The sequence below is a fragment of the Streptomyces sp. NPDC059477 genome (genome assembly GCF_042749375.1).
Lineage (GTDB): Bacteria > Actinomycetota > Actinomycetes > Streptomycetales > Streptomycetaceae > Streptomyces.
In genome coordinates, this window is the sequence record NZ_JBHYUG010000012.1 from 16,007 (window position 1) to 34,073 (window position 18,067).

At 72.3% G+C, this 18,067-nt stretch carries 10 protein-coding genes; 7 read left to right on the forward strand and 3 right to left on the reverse strand.

Translation table 11 applies throughout. From position 1 onward, the window contains the following. Positions 1-96: 96 nt before the first annotated feature. Entirely contained in the window at positions 97-1,458 is a 1,362-nt protein-coding gene (locus ACFXAZ_RS08765; protein ID WP_384586773.1) for a sensor histidine kinase, read from the forward strand. A 51-nt stretch (positions 1,459-1,509) separates the two neighbouring features. Here ACFXAZ_RS08765 and ACFXAZ_RS08770 read toward each other — a convergent pair whose 3' ends face one another. Next, on the reverse strand, positions 1,510-2,004 hold the full coding sequence (locus tag ACFXAZ_RS08770; RefSeq protein WP_384586775.1) for an SUKH-3 domain-containing protein: 495 nt from the start codon (positions 2,002-2,004) through the stop codon (positions 1,510-1,512). Positions 2,005-2,062: 58 nt separating this feature from the next. After that, positions 2,063-2,581 (reverse strand): YwqJ-related putative deaminase, encoded by a 519-nt coding sequence (locus ACFXAZ_RS08775; RefSeq protein ID WP_384586777.1) that lies wholly within the window; start codon positions 2,579-2,581, stop codon positions 2,063-2,065. A gap of 481 nt (positions 2,582-3,062) precedes the next feature. Here ACFXAZ_RS08775 and ACFXAZ_RS08780 point away from each other — a divergent pair, with 481 nt between their 5' ends. The 3 genes from ACFXAZ_RS08780 (at position 3,063) to ACFXAZ_RS08790 (ending at position 7,967) form a co-directional block, all read left to right on the forward strand. Continuing rightward, positions 3,063-4,121 carry an SMI1/KNR4 family protein gene (locus ACFXAZ_RS08780; RefSeq protein WP_384586779.1) on the forward strand — a complete coding sequence of 353 codons (1,059 nt, stop codon included), beginning with the start codon at positions 3,063-3,065 and terminating at the stop codon, positions 4,119-4,121. Between the two features lie 49 nt (positions 4,122-4,170). Then, complete coding sequence (locus ACFXAZ_RS08785; protein WP_384586781.1) at positions 4,171-6,741, forward strand: SUKH-4 family immunity protein; 2,571 nt, start codon at positions 4,171-4,173, stop codon at positions 6,739-6,741. Positions 6,742-7,076: 335 nt separating this feature from the next. Continuing rightward, entirely contained in the window at positions 7,077-7,967 is an 891-nt protein-coding gene (locus ACFXAZ_RS08790) for a DivIVA domain-containing protein (RefSeq protein WP_384586783.1), read from the forward strand. Between the two features lie 149 nt (positions 7,968-8,116). Here the strand turns inward: ACFXAZ_RS08790 and ACFXAZ_RS08795 are convergent, their stop codons facing one another. Next, positions 8,117-9,814 (reverse strand): MFS transporter, encoded by a 1,698-nt coding sequence (locus ACFXAZ_RS08795; protein ID WP_384586784.1) that lies wholly within the window; start codon positions 9,812-9,814, stop codon positions 8,117-8,119. A 565-nt stretch (positions 9,815-10,379) separates the two neighbouring features. Between ACFXAZ_RS08795 and ACFXAZ_RS08800 the strand changes: the two genes are divergently transcribed. From ACFXAZ_RS08800 to mfd, 3 genes are all read left to right on the forward strand, one after another. Beyond that, a complete protein-coding gene (locus ACFXAZ_RS08800; RefSeq protein WP_384586786.1) occupies positions 10,380-11,168 on the forward strand; it encodes an ABC transporter ATP-binding protein in 789 nt (262 codons plus the stop codon). Next, the gene (locus ACFXAZ_RS08805; RefSeq protein WP_384586788.1) at positions 11,165-13,744 is read left to right on the forward strand and encodes an ABC transporter permease; all 2,580 of its coding nucleotides are present in this window, start codon (positions 11,165-11,167) and stop codon (positions 13,742-13,744) included. Before ACFXAZ_RS08800 ends, ACFXAZ_RS08805 begins: the two co-directional genes overlap by 4 nt. 571 nt (positions 13,745-14,315) lie before the next feature. Beyond that, positions 14,316-17,870 carry a transcription-repair coupling factor gene (gene mfd / locus ACFXAZ_RS08810; protein ID WP_384586790.1) on the forward strand — a complete coding sequence of 1,185 codons (3,555 nt, stop codon included), beginning with the start codon at positions 14,316-14,318 and terminating at the stop codon, positions 17,868-17,870. Positions 17,871-18,067 lie beyond the last annotated feature (197 nt).

The following is an 18,067-nucleotide window of genomic DNA, read 5'->3' on the forward strand; positions in this document are numbered from 1 at the left end:
GCCGGGTTTCGTGGTGGTTCGGCTACGGAGTGTGGTGTGAGGCGGTCGGGGAAACTCGCCGGAAATCGGGGCGTCGGCGCCCGTAGGCTGGAGGGCATGACCACGACGGGGGAAGTCCACGCCGCGGCCCCGGCCGGGCCGGCCGGGATGTGGTGGTGGACGCGGCGGCGTAGCGCGGTGTTCGACGGGACGCTGGCTTTTGTCTCCGCGTTGGAGTGCGGTCTGGAAGGGATTCCGTTCGCGCGTGATGCCGGGATTCCGCCGGTCGCCGGGGTGCTGTTCGGTGTGGTGGCGGGGTCGGTGCTGTTGTTGCGGCGGCGGTGGCCGATCGCGGTGGTGCTGGTGTCGATCGCGATCACGCCGGCCCAGATGGGCTTTTTGATGGGGCTGGTCGGGCTGTACACGCTGGCCGCTTCCGAGCTGCCGCGCCGGATCATCGGGTCGCTGGCGGGCATGACGCTGGTGGGCATGGCGATCGTGACGTTCGTGCGGGTGCGGCAGGACGCGAACAGCGGTGCGATGGATCTGGGTGACTGGTTCGTGCCGTTCGCGTCGATCGCCACGGCGGTGGGGCTGACGTTGCCGCCGGTGCTGCTGGGGTTGTATTCGGGTGCGCGGCGGCGGCTGATGGAGAGCTTGCGGGAGCGGGCGGACAGCCTGGAGCGGGAGTTGCAGCTGCTGGCGGAGCGGGCCGAGGAGCGGGCCGAGTGGGCGCGGGGTGAGGAGCGGACGCGGATCGCGCGGGAGATGCATGACGTGGTGGCGCATCGGGTGAGTCTGATGGTGGTGCACGCGGCGGCGCTTCAGGCGGTGGCCCGTAAGGATCCGGAGAAGGCGGTGAAGAATGCCGCGCTGGTGGGGGACATGGGGCGGCAGGCGTTGACCGAGTTGCGGGAGATGCTCGGGGTGCTGCGCAGTGGGGACGGGGGTGTGGTGCGGGCCGGTGAGGGTGTGGTGCGGGCCGGTGGGGGTGTGTCCGTGCCTTTGGCGGCGGTGGGGGTGGCGGCTGCCGCGGCGGCTTCGCGGGCGGCGCGGGAGGGGGTGGCCGAGGGGCCGTATCTGTCGGAGCTGGATGAGCTGATCGGGCAGTCGGCGGCGGCGGGGATGGTGGTGGCGTTGTCGGTGGAGGGGGATGTGCGGGCGTATGCGCGTGAGATCGAGCAGACGGCGTTCCGGGTGGTGCAGGAGGCGCTGACCAACGTGCACAAGCATGCGGCGGGGGCGAAGACGTACGTGCGGTTGGCGCATCGGGTGTCGGAGATCGCGATGCAGGTGGAGAACGAGCCGCCGCCGGAGGTGCCCGCGGTGTCGTTGGTGCGGTTGCCGTCGGGGGGCAATGGTCTGGTGGGGATGCGGGAGCGGGTTGTCGGGTTGGGTGGGGTGTTTGTGTCGGGGCCGACGGACGCGGGGGGTTTTCGGGTGTCGGCGGTGATTCCGGCGGCTGTCACGGCGGCGTGAGGCGGCGCTTGCCCGGTTGGGCCGGTGGTTGTGGTCGGGTGGTGGTTCTGGTCAGGCGGTGGTGAGGCGTTCTGGTTCGGTGCCGGTGACGAGGGTGGTCAGGGCGCGGTCCATGTCGGGGCCGAGGTACCAGTCGCCGGTGTGGTCGAGGGCGTAGACGCGGCCTTCGGTGTCGATGGCGAGCAGGGAGCGGGTGTGGGGTTCGGTGCCGAGGGGGCTGACCTCGGTGTCGAGGGCGCGGCCGAGGTCGGCGAGGGTGCGGGCGAGGTGGAGGCCGTGCAGGGGGTCGATGTGGAGGTCGACGGGGGCGATGCGGCGGCCGGGGCCGGTGGGGTGGATGTGGAGTCCGCCGAATTCGGCCCATGCTTCGACGGCGGCGGGGAAGACGGCGTGTCGGTGACCGGCGGGTGAGGTGTGGTCGCGCAGGGTGTCGGCCCAGATCTCGGCCTGTTTGATGTCCCAGCGTCCGGGTGTCCAGCCGGCGGTGCGCAGGGCGGCGTCGACGGGGACGGCGAAGCGGGTGGTGGAGGTGCGGTCGGTGTGCATCTGCCCTTGTTCGTCGGGGGGCGGGGTGGTGTCGGCGGGGGTGTCTTCGGGGTGGGTGTCATCTGGTGTTCTGGTCGGTGGGGTCGATGACGCGGACGCCGAAGTGGGCGGTGAGGGCGGTGCAGGCGCGGCAGGGGTCGGCGAAGTTGCCGTGCAGGGGGTCGCCGTCCTCGCGGATGCGGCGGGCGGTGAGTTTGGCGTGTTTGAGGGCTTTGCGGGCTTCGCCGTTGGTCATGGGTTTTCGGGCGGCGCGTTTGCTGCGGGCGGCGTCGGCGGTGGTGATGTGCCGGGAGATGAGGATGGTTTCGGCGCAGCGGCCGGTGAAGCGGTCTCGTTGGGCGCTGGGCAGGGAGTCGAGGAAGTCCTGGACGAGGGGGTGCAGGGCGGGTGGCTGGTCGCCGCGGGCGGCGGTGCCGGTGAGGGTGGCGCCGCGTACGGAGAGTGCGGCGGCGATGGTGGGGAGTATGCCGTCGCGGCGGTGGCGCAGGGCTGGGGCGTGTGGGGTTTCGGTGCTGCTCCAGCCGACGCGTGGGTCGCCTGAGGAGGCTTGGTGTGCTCCTGTTTGCGTGGCGTTCATGATCGTATTTCCCCTCCCGTGCATCCCCCCGGCCGATCCAGGGTGCCAAATGGCGTGGCTGGTGCGGTAGCTGGGGCGGTGCGACACGCCCGGGGCGGGCTGGTTGTCACCGGGGCGTGACGGGTGGTCACGGTGGTGTGGGGGTGCGCCGGGGTGCGGTGTCGGGGGTCGGGGTGGTGGTGGGCGCCGGGGGTGCGCGGGGGTGTGCGGGAGGTGTGATGGGCGCCGCGGCCGGTGCCGGTGACCGGTGTTCGGGTTCCGCATAGGCTGTCGGCACGCGATGCGCGTGGTCGGCACGCCGGTGGCCGTCGGCAGGCGTGGTCGCCGGGTCGGTGGTTGTCGGCGGGCCGTGATGGACGACGACGTACGACGGCAGACAGCTACAGGCAGTGACAGGCAGCGAGAGACAGTCGGATACGGGGTGTGGTGGGCCGAAGGGGGTCGCCGCTGTCCGTACAGAGTGCCGCAGGGGGCAACCGCCATGACATCAGGTCGGCTCGGGCTGGGGGCGCCGCCCAGCCGCCAGGCCGGGGGGCAGGTCGCGCCGCCGAATGCGGCCTATGCCGGGCAGATCGTGCATTTCCCGGATCCGGTGCGGGCCGCTCGTCATCCCAGAGGGGTACGGGTGGATGAGCGTGGTTACCCCGATTTCTCGCCGTACGCGCGTGCGGTGGCGGAGATCGCGGAGCCGCCGGAGGGTTTTGGCGTGGATGAGCTGCGGTTGACGGATTATGTGTCGGCGAACGCGGCCTTGTCGGCGTCGGGGCACGATTTGTGGGACACGGTGGCGCCGGTGGCGACGCCGCACGGCTGGACCTGGCATCACGCGGTGGGTACGCGGCGGCTGGAGTTGGTTCCGGTCGAGGTGAAGGCGTTGTTGCGGCATCACGGGGGGATCGCGACGGCGGCCGTGGATCAGGGCAAGCGGGGGACGCGTCCGTTGCAGGAGACGCGGCCCGCGCATTTCCGGCTGCCGAAGTCGGGGGTGGCGGTGACGGAGCAGCAGGTGCTGGGGGTGGAGGAGGATCTCGGGTACCGGTTGCCGGGTGCGTACCGGTCGTTCCTGAAGGCGGCGGGCGGGTGTGCGCCGGTGGGGACGGCGCTGGACGCGGAGTTGGGGCTGCTGGTGGATCAGCCGTTCTTCACGGTGCGTGACGAGGCGGCGGTCAATGATCTGGTGTATGTGAACAAGTGCTTGCGTGATCACCTCACCAAGGACTACCTGGGTGTGGGGTTTGTGCAGGGTGGTCTGCTCGCGGTGAAGGTGAAGGGCGACCGGATCGGTTCGGTGTGGTTCTGCGCGTACGACGATGCGCGGGACGTGGATCCCTCGGTGCCGCCGGCGGACCGGGTGGCGCGGTTGCTGCTGCCGTGCGGTGAGGATTTCGATGTGTTTCTGGCGCGGCTGGCGGGTTCGCCGCCGGAGTTGGAGACCGTGGCGAATCTGATGGTGGATGGCGGGTTCGCGCGGGTGGTGCCGGTGAGTGGTGGGGGTGGGGCTGGGGCTGGCTCCGGGGCTGGTTCCGGGGTCGGGGAATGAGCGCGGTGCGGGGCGGGCGCGGAGTGGGCGAGCGGGGAGTGGGCTGACGATGGTGACGTTCGCGCAGGCGCAGGAGCGGGCCGAGGAGTGGGTCAACGGGGAGTTGCCCTCGTACCAGCACCGGGAGGTGCGGGTGCGGGAGTTCGATCTCGGGTTCGTGGTGTGGGCGGAGGACCGTCCGGACGGCCCGCGCTCGGACGGTGGCGCCCAGCGGCTGGTCATCGCCCGTGACAGCGGGGAGGCGACGCTGTGGCCGTCGTTGCCGGTGGGTGAGGTGATCCGCCGGTACGAGGAGGAGTACGGCGGTGTCGCCGACGCGGTGCCGGCGGCGGCGCGGGGTGCGGTTCGGGTGGATCTGAATCAGACGTCGTTCCTGCTGACTCCGCCGGAGTGGTTGCAGGAGGCGGCGGACAAGCTGGGGATTGCGGATCGGCGGGCGGGGGGTGGGGGTGCTGCCGATTCCAGTGCTGGTGGTGGTGCCGGGGTTTCCGGTTCCGGTTCCGGGGGTGCGGGGGGTTCTTCCGGGGGCGGGTCGCTGGGTGGGGCGTTGGCCCCGACGCAGGCCGGGGTGCCTGCCGGGTCCGGGGTGCCGGGTGCGCCGGCCGGGGCGACTCCTTGGGCGGGGACGGACACGAACGCCGATGGCGGTGAGGATCGTTCCGTACCGCTGCCCGTGACCGTTTTCGCGCCTCCGCTGAGCGGTGCCGACGACGAGGACACGCCGCCTTCGGTGGCGCCGGAGGCGGCGACCGCGCTGATGTCCGGCGGCAGCGGGCTTCCGCCGACGGTCTCGGCGCCTGCGCTCGACGACTCGGACGGGGCCGGGGTGCGGGGCACCGGTGGTGTTCCTGGCGTACCGGGCGGGCCTGGTGCGCGTGGTGGTGCGGTGGGGGCGCATGGGTCGTACGGGGGGAGTGCGGTGCCTCCGGGTGTCGTTCCGCCGGGGGCTGTCCCGCCGGGGGCTGTCCCGTCCGGGGCTGTTCCGCCGGGTGGTACGCCGCCGCCCGCGCCCACGTACGGGTATCCGCAGGGGCCGCCCGGTCCGCGGGGGCCGGGTGTTCCCGGTACGCCCGCTTCGGGGACTCCGGCGCCGGGCACGCCCGCGCCGCCGGGCGGTGCCTCGTACGGTCGTCCGCCGGGTGCGCCGCCGGGGCCGCCGGCCGGGTCGCATGCCGGTGATATCGCCGATGCCGCCACCAGCAAGGCGGGGCCGCCGCCACGGCGTGGTGGCCGGGGGCTGACTCCGCCGCCGCCTCCGCCGCCGCCTCCTGGCGTGCCGGGGGTGCCTGGCGGGTCGTCCGGTGGGTATGTGCCGACGCAGATGGTGCCGTCGCACGGGGCGGGTGTGCCGGGTGTGCCGTCCGGGGCGGGGGCGTGGCCGCCGCCGAGTGTTCCGCCGGGGGGTCCGGGCGCCCCCGGCGGTCCGGGAGTGCCCGGCGCTCCGGGGGCCCCGGGTGCCTCGCGAGGTGCCGTGCACTATGAGGAGACCGTCCTGTCGGGGCCCCCGGTGCGCGGACCCGGCGTTCCTCCGCCGCCGCAGGCGCCCGGGGCGCCCCAGGCGGTGGCGCCCGCTCCCGGGCGGCAGGCGCCGATGCCGATGCAGTTGCCGGGGCAGCCGCCCGCGTACGGGTATCCGCCGCAGGGGCAGCCGACGGTCGGCCCCGGATATCAGGCCGTGTTGCGGTACCGGGCGCAGGACGGTTCGGAGCAGCAGGTGATCCGGCGTTCCGCGCCGGGGACGCCGCATCCGGAGTGGCAGATCTTCCACGAGCTGCGCGCGATGAACGTGCCACAGGACCAGGTGCTCGAACTCCACACCGAGCTGGAGTCCTGTGAGCTGCCGGGCGCGTACTGCGCGCGGATGATCCGGGAGCAGTGGCCGCAGGCGCGGATCACGAGCATCGCCTCGTACGGCACGGATCACCCGAGCCGGCAGCAGGGGATGCGGCAATTGCTGGCGCACCAGGGTGAGTTGCACCAGGTCGCCGACGGTCCGGCGCGTCCGGGGCCGGTGCGGGCGCCGTTGCCGCCGGTGCAGCCCGCGCCGCCGGTGCCGCCGGAGGCGGTGGCGCAGGAGCTGGCGGGGGCGTTCGGGCCGGGGGTGTTCCGGTTCGAGCAGGCGGCGGTGTCCCGGCAGGGTGTGCCGCCGGTCGTGGCGCACACGCTGGTGGTGGCCGGGCTGCCGGTGGACATGGGCCCGTTCTTCTGGGCGCAGGCCCAGCCGGGGCGGCCGGTGCCGACGCTGGCGGAGCTGGCGCAGGAGCGCGGGGTGCGGCCGGCGGCGGACGCCGGTTCGTATCTCGTCATGGGCAGTGACTTCGGCAAGGCGATCTGTGTGCAGTACGGCACGGCGAACATCGTGGCCGTGCCGGTGGAGCCGGGGCCGGGCGGGGCGCCGGTGCCGCCGCAGTTCGTGAACACCGGGCTGCCGGAGTTCGTACGGTGTCTGGCGCTGCTCGGGCGGATGTGGCGGCTGCGGTTCGGGTTGAACCAGGAGCAGGCGGGGCGGTGGACCGTCGATTTCCAGGCTCAGTTGGCCGCGCTCGATCCGGCGGCGCTCGGTTCGCCGGAGAGCTGGTGGTCGGTGCTGCTGGAGCAGATGTGGGACGGGTTGTTGTGACGCGTTGTCCGGTGCGGGGTGGCGCTGTCGCTGTTCTGTGAAGAGTGGGGTGCCGCTGCTCGATTGAGTCGATGAGCAGGCGCACGCGCGCGTGGAGGGCCGTTCCCGGCCGTTGTGGCGGGGGCGGCCCTTTTGCGTGCGTGCCTGCGGGCGTACGGAGGATGGACTGGCGTGCCGATGTACCGGCATGTGGGCGTATGGGACGGCTTGTCGAAGCCTCCGTAACCTGGCTGCGGAGTGTCGCGTTATGGACACCTCCGTCCGGTCTACCAAGATATGCGGCAAATCGAACTTCATGCATGTCTATGTCCGGTCCGGCGGAGAGGGGTTCCAGGATGCACGGCACATGGGTGTCGCCGCAGGGGTTCGTGACCGTCCGGGGGCGCGGCTACCGCCCCGATCAGGTCGACGCGTTCACCGAGGCCCTCTCGCAGGACCGTGACGCCGCCTGGGAACGCGCCGCGCGTCTCACCGTCCTCGCCAAGAACATGGAGGCGGAGGCCGGGCGACTTCGCGAGACGGCCGCCGGGCTGCCGCCGCAGACGTACGAGTGTCTGGGCGAGCGCGCGCAGCGGGTCCTGCGGCTGGCGCAGGAAGAGGCGGACGCCGTACGGGACGGGGTGCGGCGGGCGGGGCAGGAGCGGGTCGCCGAGGCCGAGTCGTACGCCCTCGGTGTGCGCCGGGAGGCGCAGGAGGAGGCGGACACGCTCCGCGCGGAGGTCGAGGAACGCGCCCGTCAGCTGTTGCTCGCCGCCCGCGCGGAGGCCGACGATCTGCGTGTCGGCGCCCGGCGGGACATCAAGGAGGGGCGTGGCGAGGCCCTTTCCGCGCTGCGCGAGGTGCGGCAGCGCACCACCGGCATGCTCGCCGAGCAGCACAAGGAGCATGCCGAGCGCTGGGCCGCCGCCGAGCGTGAGGTCGTCGGGTCGGCCGCCGCCCTTGACGCCGGTCACGCCGAGCGGGCCGCCCGCGCGGAGGCCGCTCTCGCCGCCGCCCAGCAGGCGTTCGCCGCCGCCGAGGAGTCCGCCGGGCGCCTCCAGGAGGAGGCTCGTGCCCGTGCCGCGGAACTTCTCGCCGACGCCCGTCTGCGTGAGGACCGCATCGCCCGCGAGACGGAACGTGTGCTGTGCGAACACGGCGAGCGCTGGGACGACGTACGCGCGCAGATGGACAACGTCCGCAGCAGCCTGGCCGCGCTGACGGGGGGCCGGGCTCCGGCGGAGTGAGGCGGTCGGCCCGGGGAGCCGGGTGGGGTGACGTGGGCCCTGGGCCCTGACCCTCGGTGGGCCGACACGCGCCGACACGCGCCGACACGCCGAGGTGCCGACGCTTCGACACGCCGAGATGTCGACGCGCCGACGCTTCGACACGCCGGTCAGTCGCTCGAAGCCCCCTCCTTAGGAGGCGCGTTCTCCTTGGGCGGGGCGTTCTCCTCGGGAGGCGCGTGCTCGGCTGGAGGGCCGCTCATAGCCTCGGGAGGGCCGCTCTCCTCGGGAAGGGCGTTCTCCTTGAGGACGGGGAAGCGTCTCGGGGCCAGGGTGAGGACGACCAGGAAGGCGAGGGCGGCGGCGCAGGCCGCGCCCAGGTAGACCGCGTCGACCGCGGCGGCGACGGCCCGGCGGGTCGCCTCCGAGGTGGTGGCGCCCGTGCCGAGCCCGTGGGTGACCGAGTCCAGGTCGCTCGCGCCGCCGAGCCGGGCGGCCAGCACCCCGTTCGCGATCGCGCCGAAGAGGGCCGCGCCGACGGTCTGGCCGGTCTGGCGGCAGAACAGGATCGACCCGGTGGCGGTGCCGCGTTCGGCCCAGCCCACGGTCGACTGGACGCCGACGATCAGCGGGAGCTGGAACAGGCCGAGCGCCGCCCCGAGGAGCAGCATGAGCAGCGTCGGCTGCCACGCCTGGCCGGGGTAGGGCAGGAAGGGGAACGCGAACAGGATGAGCGTGGCGAGGCCCATGCCGATCATCGCCGTGTCGCGGAAGCCGATGCGCCGGTAGACGTGCTGGCTGAGCGCGGCGGAGATCGGCCAGCTCAGCGTCCACACGGACAGCACGATTCCGGCCCCGATGGGCCCGAGTCCGAGTACGGACTGCGCGTACAGGGGCAGGAACACCGCCGGTGCGACCATCATCAGCCCCAGCGCGCCGAGGGCGAGGTTGACGGCGGCGATCGGCCTGCGGCGCCACACCCAGCCGGGGATGATGGGCTCGGCCGCGCGGCGTTCGATGACGACGACGAGGGCGGCCAGGGCGAGTCCGCCGCCGAACAGGGCGAGCGACGGGGCGGACAGCCAGGGCCAGGCGACCCCGCCCTGCACCAGCGCGGTCAGCAGGACGCCGCCGCAGGCGAACACGGCGAGCGCGCCCTCCCAGTCCACGCGCGGGCGCGCGGGCCGCGTTTCTCGCGGGCCTCCTTGCGCCGCTCGCCGGACCTCGCGCGCTTTTGGCCGGACCTCGCGCCCGGCCTCGCGCTGGGGTTCGTGCAGATGACGGACGATCAGCCACAGGGCGAGTCCGCCGACGGGCAGATTGACCAGGAAGATCCAGCGCCAGTCGGCGTACGCGGCGAGGACGCCGCCGACGCCCGGACCGGCGACCGCCGAGACCGCCCACACGGTGGAGAGCTTGGCCTGGATCTTCGGGCGTTCCTTCAGCGGGTACAGGTCGGCGGCCAGGGTCTGGACGGTGCCCTGGAGGGCGCCGCCGCCCAGGCCCTGGAGGATGCGGAAGGCGATGAGGGCGCCCATGTTCCAGGCGAGCGCGCACAGCAGGGAGCCGAGCAGGAACAGGATGGCGCCGGCGATCAGGACCGGCTTGCGGCCGAAGGTGTCGGAGAGTTTGCCGTAGACGGGGAGGCTGACGGTGACGGCGAGCAGATAGCCGGAGAACAGCCAGGAGAAGACGGAGAACCCGCCGAGGTCGCCGACGATCTGCGGTACGGCGGTGGAGACGATGGTGGAGTCGAGCGCGGCCAGCGCCATCGAGAGCATGAGCGCGGCGACGACGGCCCCGCGCTTGCCCCTCGCGGCCCGCTGCGCGGTGTCGGTGCCGGATATCGCGGGTCTGCTGCCGCCCACGTGGTATCCCCTCCCCAACTGGTTTCCCCTTGCAGTCATCTGCCGTGCGACAGCTTCCCATCACCGGCCGCCGGGGCGGGAGGTCCGGCAGGGGGGGGCGGCGGGAGGCCTGCCTCTCACTCGGTGGGAGGTCCGCCTCACACGGCGGGAGGCTTGACCCTCACGTCGCAGGAGGGTGGAGGCTCACTGCACCGGACGGTGGAGCCGACCCTGAGAAGGACTCCGCCCGGCGGTGGACTGCCCCTAGGGGTACCTCGGTCGCACGGGTGGGGGAGGGTTCGTACCCGCGGAGGATGAGAGGCCCCGGGGGGCTTCCTTAACCTGGCTTTACGCCGACGGGGGGCGCTGAGGAGACGGTTCACCGCACCTTGGGGGGTGGGGTTTTCCTCAGTAAAAGACTGCGCTGGGCACCAGGGTGCGGGACCCCTCCCGGACGGGAGACTCGTCGAGGCGGGGCCGCACCGCGTACGGCGGCACCACCTGGGCGTACGACCGCCCGACCCACCACGTTGTCCGCGACCTGGTCGCCACACGATCCAGCACTGACCGACATAGGAGAAATACCGTGACATCGGCTGTAACCATTCCCAGGCACGGGGGCACTGGAGGGCGTACGGCCGTTGCCGCGCGGGCGCGGCAGGTCGTCAAGGCGTACGGGGCCGGAGAGACCCGGGTCGTCGCGCTCGACCATGTGGACGTGGACATCGCCCGTGGTCAGTTCACCGCGATCATGGGCCCCTCGGGCTCGGGCAAGTCGACCCTGATGCACTGCCTGGCCGGTCTCGACACCGTCTCCAGCGGGAAGATCTATCTCGACGACACCGAGATCACCGGTCTGAAGGACAAGAAGCTCACCCAGCTGCGCCGCGACCGGATCGGCTTCATCTTCCAGGCGTTCAACCTGCTGCCGACGCTGAACGCGATAGAGAACATCACGCTGCCCATGGACATCGCCGGCCGTAAGCCGGACCGCGCCTGGCTGGAGCAGGTCGTGGAGACCGTCGGGCTCGCCGGGCGGCTCAAGCACCGGCCGACCCAGCTCTCCGGCGGCCAGCAGCAGCGGGTCGCCGTGGCCCGCGCCCTCGCCGCCCGGCCCGAGATCATCTTCGGCGACGAGCCCACCGGCAACCTCGACTCCCGCGCGGGCGCCGAGGTACTGGGCTTCCTGCGCCGCTCGGTGGACGACCTCGGCCAGACCATCGTGATCGTCACCCACGACCCGGTCGCCGCGTCCTACTCGGACCGGGTGCTGTACCTCGCCGACGGCCGGATCGTCGACGAGATGTACAACCCGACCGCCGATCAGGTCCTGGACCGCATGAAGGACTTCGACGCGCGGGGGCGCACGTCATGACCGTGTGGAAGACCTCCCGGCGCAACTTCCTCGCGCACAAGGGGCGCATGGCCCTGTCGGCGGTGGCGGTGCTGCTGTCGGTCGCCTTCGTCTGCGGCACGCTCGTGTTCACCGACACCATGAACACGACGTTCGACAAGCTCTTCCAGGCCACCGCCGCCGATGTCACCATCAGCACCGAGGAGGCCTCCGACACCGGCGAGACCACCGCCGACAACGGCAGGCCCCCGGTGATGCCGGCGTCCGTGGCCGAGCGGGCGAAGGGCGCCGAGGGCGTCCGGTCGGTGGAGGGGGCCGTCGCCTCGACCTCCGTGACCGTGATCGACGCCGACAAGGACAGCCTCTCGGCGTCCGGCGGCGCCCCGACCATCGTGGGCAGCTGGAACAGCAACGACGCCCGCACCATGGAGATCGCCTCCGGTGCCGCGCCCCAGGGCGCCGACCAGGTCATGGTCGACAGCGACACCGCCGACAAGCACGACCTCAAGCTCGGTGACCGGATCGGCATCATCACCGCCCTGGGCACCCACCAGGCGAAGATCTCCGGCATCGCCGACTTCACGGTCACCAACCCCGGCGCCGCGGTCTTCTACCTCGATGTCCCGACCGCCCAGCGGATCCTGACCGGCGAGAGCGACGTCTTCACCAGCGTCCACGTCACCGCGGCGCCCGGCTTCACCGACGCCCAGGTCAAGAAGAACGTCAGCGCGGCGCTCGACGGCGGCTACAAGGTGCAGACCGCCAAGGAGGTCGCGGACGCGGGCGCGGCGGACGTCGAGGAGTTCATGGGCGTCATCAAGTACGCCATGCTCGGCTTCGCCGGGATCGCCTTCCTCGTCGGCGTGTTCCTGATCATCAACACGTTCTCCATGCTGGTCGCCCAGCGCACCCGGGAGATCGGCCTGATGCGGGCCATCGGCTCCTCCCGCAAGCAGGTCAACCGGTCCGTGCTGGTCGAGGCGCTGCTGCTGGGCCTGGTCGGCTCGGTGCTCGGCGTGCTCGGCGGTGTCGGGCTCGCGGTCGGCCTGATGAAGCTCATGGGCGCAGCGGGCATGAACCTGTCCACCGACGACCTGACCGTGGCCTGGACGACCCCCGTGGTCGGCATGGTCCTCGGCGTCGTCGTCACCGTCCTGGCCGCCTATCTCCCGGCCCGCCGCGCGGGCAAGGTCTCGCCCATGGCCGCGCTGCGCGACGCCGGAGCCCCGCCCGACGCCAGGGCAGGGCGGATCCGCGCCGCCATCGGAGCGCTGCTCACCGGCGGCGGCGTCTTCGGCCTCTACCTCGCGGCCGACGCCGACAAGGCGAGCGAGGGCGCCCTGTGGCTCGGCGGCGGCGTACTGCTGTCGCTGATCGGCTTCGTCGCCATCGGCCCGCTGCTCGCCGGGGCCGTGGTCCGGGTCCTCAGCGCGATCCTGCTACGGGCCTTCGGCCCCGTCGGCCGCCTCGCCGAGCGCAACGCCCTGCGCAACCCGCGCCGCACCGGCGCCACCGGCGCGGCCCTGATGATCGGCCTCGCCCTGGTCGCCTGTCTGTCGGTCGTCGGCTCCTCGATGGTCGCCTCGGCCACCGAGGAACTCGACCAGAGCGTCGGCACGGACTTCATCATCCAGAGCGACAGCGGCCAGCTCATCACCCCGCAGGCCGTGCAGGCGGTACGGGACACCGAGGGCGTGGGCCATGTCACCGAGTACAAGTGGACGCAGGCCGATTTCAGCACCCCCGACGGCGAGACGCTCAAGGGCACCGCGATCACGGCCGCCGACCCGACGTACGCCACCGACCTCAGGGTCGAGACCGTCCAGGGCGACCTGGCCGACGCCTATCAGCCGGACTCCATGTCCGTCCACGAGCAGTTCGCCAAGGACCACGGCATCAGCCTCGGCTCCACGATCGGCGTCGACTTCAAGGACGGCTCCACGGCCCAGCTGACCGTCCGCGCCATCACCAGCAGCGAAGCGGTCATCGACGCGGGCGCGATGTACACGTCCATCGACACGATGGCCACGTACGTTCCCGCCGACAAGATGCCGCTGGACTCGATCCTCTTCGCGTCGGCCGAGGACGGCCGGGCTGCGGCGGTGTACAAGGCGCTGGAGACCTCCCTGGACGACTATCCGCAGTACACGGTCCGGGACCAGAGCGACTACAAGGAAGCCATCCAGGACCAGGTCGGCCAGATGCTGAACATGATCTACGGCCTGCTGGCCCTCGCGATCATCGTCGCCGTCCTCGGGGTCGTGAACACCCTCGCCCTGTCGGTGGTGGAGCGCACCCGGGAGATCGGCCTGATGCGGGCGATCGGCCTGTCCCGCAGGCAGATGCGGCGGATGATCCGCCTGGAGTCGGTGGTGATCGCCCTGTTCGGCGCCCTGCTCGGCCTGGGCCTGGGCATGGGCTGGGGCGCGACCGCCCAGCAACTGCTCGCCCTGGAGGGGCTCAAGGTCCTGGAGATCCCCTGGCCGACGATCATCGCCGTCTTCATCGGCTCCGCCTTCGTCGGACTGTTCGCCGCGCTGATACCGGCCTTCCGGGCGGGACGTATGAACGTCCTGAACGCGATCGCGACGGACTGATCTCTCCGGGGGCTGGGGGCTGGGGGCGGGGGCCGGGCGGGGCTGGGAGGGGCCCAGGAACCAGGAAGGTCCAGGAAGGGCGTCCAGGAAGGGCCGGGAGGGTCCAGGAAGGGCGTCCAGGAAGGGCCGGGAAGTCCAGGAAGGTTCACGACCACCGCATACGGGGGTTGCGGGGGAGGACGGCCCCGGCGGGCGCAGTACGCGCTTGCCGGGGCCGTCGGCGTTCCGGGGGGCCGGTGGGGGCCGGTAGGGGCCGGTTCGCTGTCGGCGGGCACCGGTTCGCCGCCTGGGGAGAGGAGGGGGCGCGAAGTGCGGGCGCGGGCGCGGGACGGGGGCGTGTGCGCCGGGGCGGTTTCTCAGCGCTCCGGCGGCTGTCGGTGGGGCGTCGTAGGCTGGACACACCCCGGCCCGTGACGCGTGTCGGGCCCTTCGTGTTGCCCACCCCCGAAATTTCGGTGCCCCGGGTTTCGGTGTCCCGAGTTTCAGGTGTCGGCGTCAGCGCCGATCCCGCCCCCAGCCCCCTCCCGACCCGACCCGACCCGACCCACCCCCGGACAAAGAAAGCCCCTCCATGAGCCTGCACGGTCTGCTCGACGCCGTCGTCAAGGACGCCGCCCTCGCGGAAGCGATCAAGGCGGCTGCCGACGGCAACCGCATGCACATCGACCTGGTCGGCCCGCCCGCCGCCCGCCCCTTCGCGGTGGCGGCGCTGGCCCGCGAGTCCACCCGTACCGTGCTCGCGGTCACGGCCACCGGGCGTGAGGCGGAGGACCTGGCGGCGGCCCTGCGTTCCCTGCTGCCGCCGGACGGCGTCGTGGAGTACCCCTCCTGGGAGACGCTGCCGCACGAGCGCCTCAGCCCCCGCAGCGACACCGTGGGCCGACGCCTCGCCGTGCTGCGGCGCCTCGCCCACCCGCGCCCCGACGACCCGGAGACGGGCCCCGTCTCGGTGGTCGTGGCGCCCGTGCGGTCCGTGCTCCAGCCGCAGGTCAAGGGCCTGGGCGACCTGGAGCCGGTGGCGTTGCGGACGGGGCAGACGGCGGACCTCAACCAGATCGTGGACGCCCTCGCCGGCGCCGCCTACGCGCGCGTGGAGCTGGTCGAGAAGCGGGGCGAGTTCGCCGTGCGCGGCGGCATCCTGGACGTCTTCCCGCCCACCGAGGAACACCCCCTGCGCATCGAGTTCTGGGGCGACGACGTCGAGGAGATCCGCTACTTCAAGGTCGCCGACCAGCGCTCCCTGGAGGTCGCCGAACACGGCCTGTGGGCACCGCCCTGCCGGGAGCTGCTGCTCACCGACGACGTGCGGGCACGCGCGCGTGCGCTCGCCGAGGCCCACCCGGAGCTGGGCGAGCTGCTCGGCAAGATCGCCGAGGGCATCGCGGTGGAGGGCATGGAGTCCCTCGCCCCGGTCCTGGTCGACGACATGGAACTGCTGCTGGACGTGCTGCCCCAGGGCGCGATGGCCGTCGTATGCGACCCGGAGCGGGTGCGTACGCGCGCGGCGGATCTGGTGGCGACCTCACAGGAGTTCCTCCTGGCGTCCTGGGCGGCCACCGCGGGCGGCGGCGAGGCGCCCATCGACGTCGGCGCGGCCTCCCTGTGGCCCATCGCGGACGTACGGGCACGCGCGCGGGAGCTGGGCACGCTGTGGTGGACGGTGTCGCCGTTCGCCGCCGACGAGGAACTGACGGCGGGCTTCGAGACCGACGCCGGCGACACCCTCAAGCTCGGCATGCACGCGCCCGAGACCTACCGGGGCGACACCGCGCGGGCGCTCGCCGACACCAAGGGCTGGCTCGCCGACGGCTGGCGCACGGTGTACGTCACCGAGGCCCACGGCCCGGCCGCCCGTACGGTCGAGGTGCTCGGCGGTGAGGGCATCGCGGCCCGGCTGGACACGGACCTGGGCGAACTGAGCCCGTCCCTGGTGCAGGTGGCCTGCGGTTCGATCGACTACGGCTTCGTGGACCCGGCGCTCAAGCTCGCCGTGCTCACCGAGACCGACCTGTCCGGCCAGAAGGCCGCCGGACGCGACGGCGCGCGCATGCCCGCGCGGCGCCGCAAGACCATCGACCCGCTCACCCTGGAGGCGGGCGACTACATCGTCCACGAGCAGCACGGCGTGGGCCGCTACATCGAGATGGTGCAGCGCACGGTGCAGGGCGCCACCCGCGAGTACCTGGTCGTGGAGTACGCGCCCGCCAAGCGCGGCCAGCCCGGCGACCGCCTGTACATCCCCACCGACCAGCTGGAGCAGATCACCAAGTACGTCGGTGGCGAGGCGCCCACCCTGCACCGGCTCGGCGGCGCCGACTGGACCAAGACCAAGGCCCGCGCCAAGAAGGCCGTCAAGGAGATCGCCGCCGACCTGATCAAGCTCTACAGCGCGCGCATGGCCGCCCCCGGCCACATCTTCGGGCCCGACACGCCGTGGCAGCGCGAGCTGGAGGACGCCTTCCCCTACGCGGAGACGCCCGACCAGCTCACCACCATCGCCGAGGTCAAGGAGGACATGGAGAAGTCGGTCCCCATGGACCGCCTGATCTGCGGCGACGTCGGCTACGGCAAGACCGAGATCGCGGTGCGGGCCGCCTTCAAGGCCGTACAGGACGGCAAGCAGGTCGCGGTCCTCGTGCCGACGACACTGCTGGTGCAGCAGCACTTCGGGACGTTCAGCGAGCGGTACGCGCAGTTCCCGGTGAATGTGCGGGCGCTGTCCCGGTTCCAGAGCGACACCGAGGCCAAGGCGGCCCTGGAGGGGCTGCGCGAGGGCTCGGTGGACATCGTCATCGGCACCCACCGGCTGTTCTCGGCCGAGACCAAGTTCAAGGACCTCGGCCTGGTCATCGTCGACGAGGAACAGCGCTTCGGCGTCGAGCACAAGGAGCAGCTGAAGAAGCTGCGCGCCAATGTCGACGTACTGACGATGTCCGCGACCCCCATCCCGCGCACCCTGGAGATGGCGGTCACCGGCATCCGCGAGATGTCGACCATCACCACCCCGCCCGAGGAACGCCACCCGGTGCTCACCTTCGTCGGCCCGTACGAGGAGAAGCAGATCGGCGCCGCGATCCGCCGCGAGCTGCTGCGCGAGGGCCAGGTCTTCTACATCCACAACCGGGTCGAATCCATCGACCGCGCGGCGGCCCGGCTGCGCGAGATCGTCCCCGAGGCGCGGATCGCCACCGCGCACGGGCAGATGTCGGAGTCCGCGCTGGAACAGGTCGTGGTCGACTTCTGGGAGAAGAAGTTCGACGTGCTGGTGTCGACCACGATCGTGGAGTCCGGCATCGACATCGCCAACGCCAACACCCTCATCGTGGAGCGCGGCGACACCTTCGGCCTCTCCCAGCTGCACCAGCTGCGCGGGCGCGTCGGGCGCGGCCGGGAGCGCGGGTACGCGTACTTCCTGTACCCGCCGGAGAAGCCGCTGACCGAGACCGCGCACGAACGGCTCGCGACCATCGCCCAGCACACCGAGATGGGCGCGGGCATGTACGTCGCCATGAAGGACCTGGAGATCCGCGGCGCCGGAAACCTCCTGGGCGGCGAGCAGTCCGGCCATATCGCGGGCGTCGGCTTCGACCTGTACGTCCGGATGGTCGGCGAGGCCGTCGCGGACTACCGGCGGCAGCTGGAGACCGGCGAGATCGAGGAGCCCCCGCCGCTGGAGGTCAAGATCGAACTGCCGGTCGACGCGCACGTCCCGCACGACTACGCGCCCGGCGAGCGGCTGCGTCTCCAGGCGTACCGGTCGATCGCCTCCGCCAACACCGAGGACGACATCAGGGCGGTCCGCGAGGAACTCACCGACCGCTACGGCAAGCTGCCCGAGCCCGTCGAGAACCTGCTCCTGGTGGCCGGCCTGCGGATGCTGGCGCGCGCGTGCGGGGTGGGCGAGGTGGTCCTCCAGGGCACCAACATCCGCTTCGCGCCCGTCGAGCTGCGCGAGTCGCAGGAACTGCGCCTGAAGCGGCTGTACCCCGGCAGTGTCATCAAGCCCGCCGCGCACCAGGTGCTGGTGCCGCGCCCGAAGACCACGAAGGTGGGCGGCAAGCCGCTGGTCGGGCGGGATCTGCTGGGGTGGGTGGGGGAGTTCTTGGCGTCGGTGGTGGGGTCGTAGGCGCGGGGCGCGGGGCGCTAGGCGCTAGGCGTGCTGGCTGGGGCCGGTATGGGTGACCGCCGGGTCCGATAGGGGTGGGGTCGGGTCCGGTGAGGGTGACCGCCGGGCCCGGTGCGCGTGACCGCCGGGCTTGGTACGGGTGAAGCCGCCCGCGGGAGGTGAGGTGCCGCGGACGGCTTCGGTTCAAGGTGTTTCAC

What these genes read in the sequence shown, in the direction of transcription:
- ACFXAZ_RS08780 (WP_384586779.1), top strand. Translation starts at nt 3,063, where the DNA reads ATGACATCAGGTCGGCTCGGGCTGGGGGCGCCGCCCAGCCGCCAGGCC.
- mfd (WP_384586790.1), top strand. Translation starts at nt 14,316, where the DNA reads ATGAGCCTGCACGGTCTGCTCGACGCCGTCGTCAAGGACGCCGCCCTC.
- ACFXAZ_RS08775 (WP_384586777.1), bottom strand. Translation starts at nt 2,581, where the DNA reads ATGAACGCCACGCAAACAGGAGCACACCAAGCCTCCTCAGGCGACCCA.
- ACFXAZ_RS08805 (WP_384586788.1), top strand. Translation starts at nt 11,165, where the DNA reads ATGACCGTGTGGAAGACCTCCCGGCGCAACTTCCTCGCGCACAAGGGG.
- ACFXAZ_RS08785 (WP_384586781.1), top strand. Translation starts at nt 4,171, where the DNA reads ATGGTGACGTTCGCGCAGGCGCAGGAGCGGGCCGAGGAGTGGGTCAAC.
- ACFXAZ_RS08765 (WP_384586773.1), top strand. Translation starts at nt 97, where the DNA reads ATGACCACGACGGGGGAAGTCCACGCCGCGGCCCCGGCCGGGCCGGCC.
- ACFXAZ_RS08790 (WP_384586783.1), top strand. Translation starts at nt 7,077, where the DNA reads ATGCACGGCACATGGGTGTCGCCGCAGGGGTTCGTGACCGTCCGGGGG.
- ACFXAZ_RS08770 (WP_384586775.1), bottom strand. Translation starts at nt 2,004, where the DNA reads ATGCACACCGACCGCACCTCCACCACCCGCTTCGCCGTCCCCGTCGAC.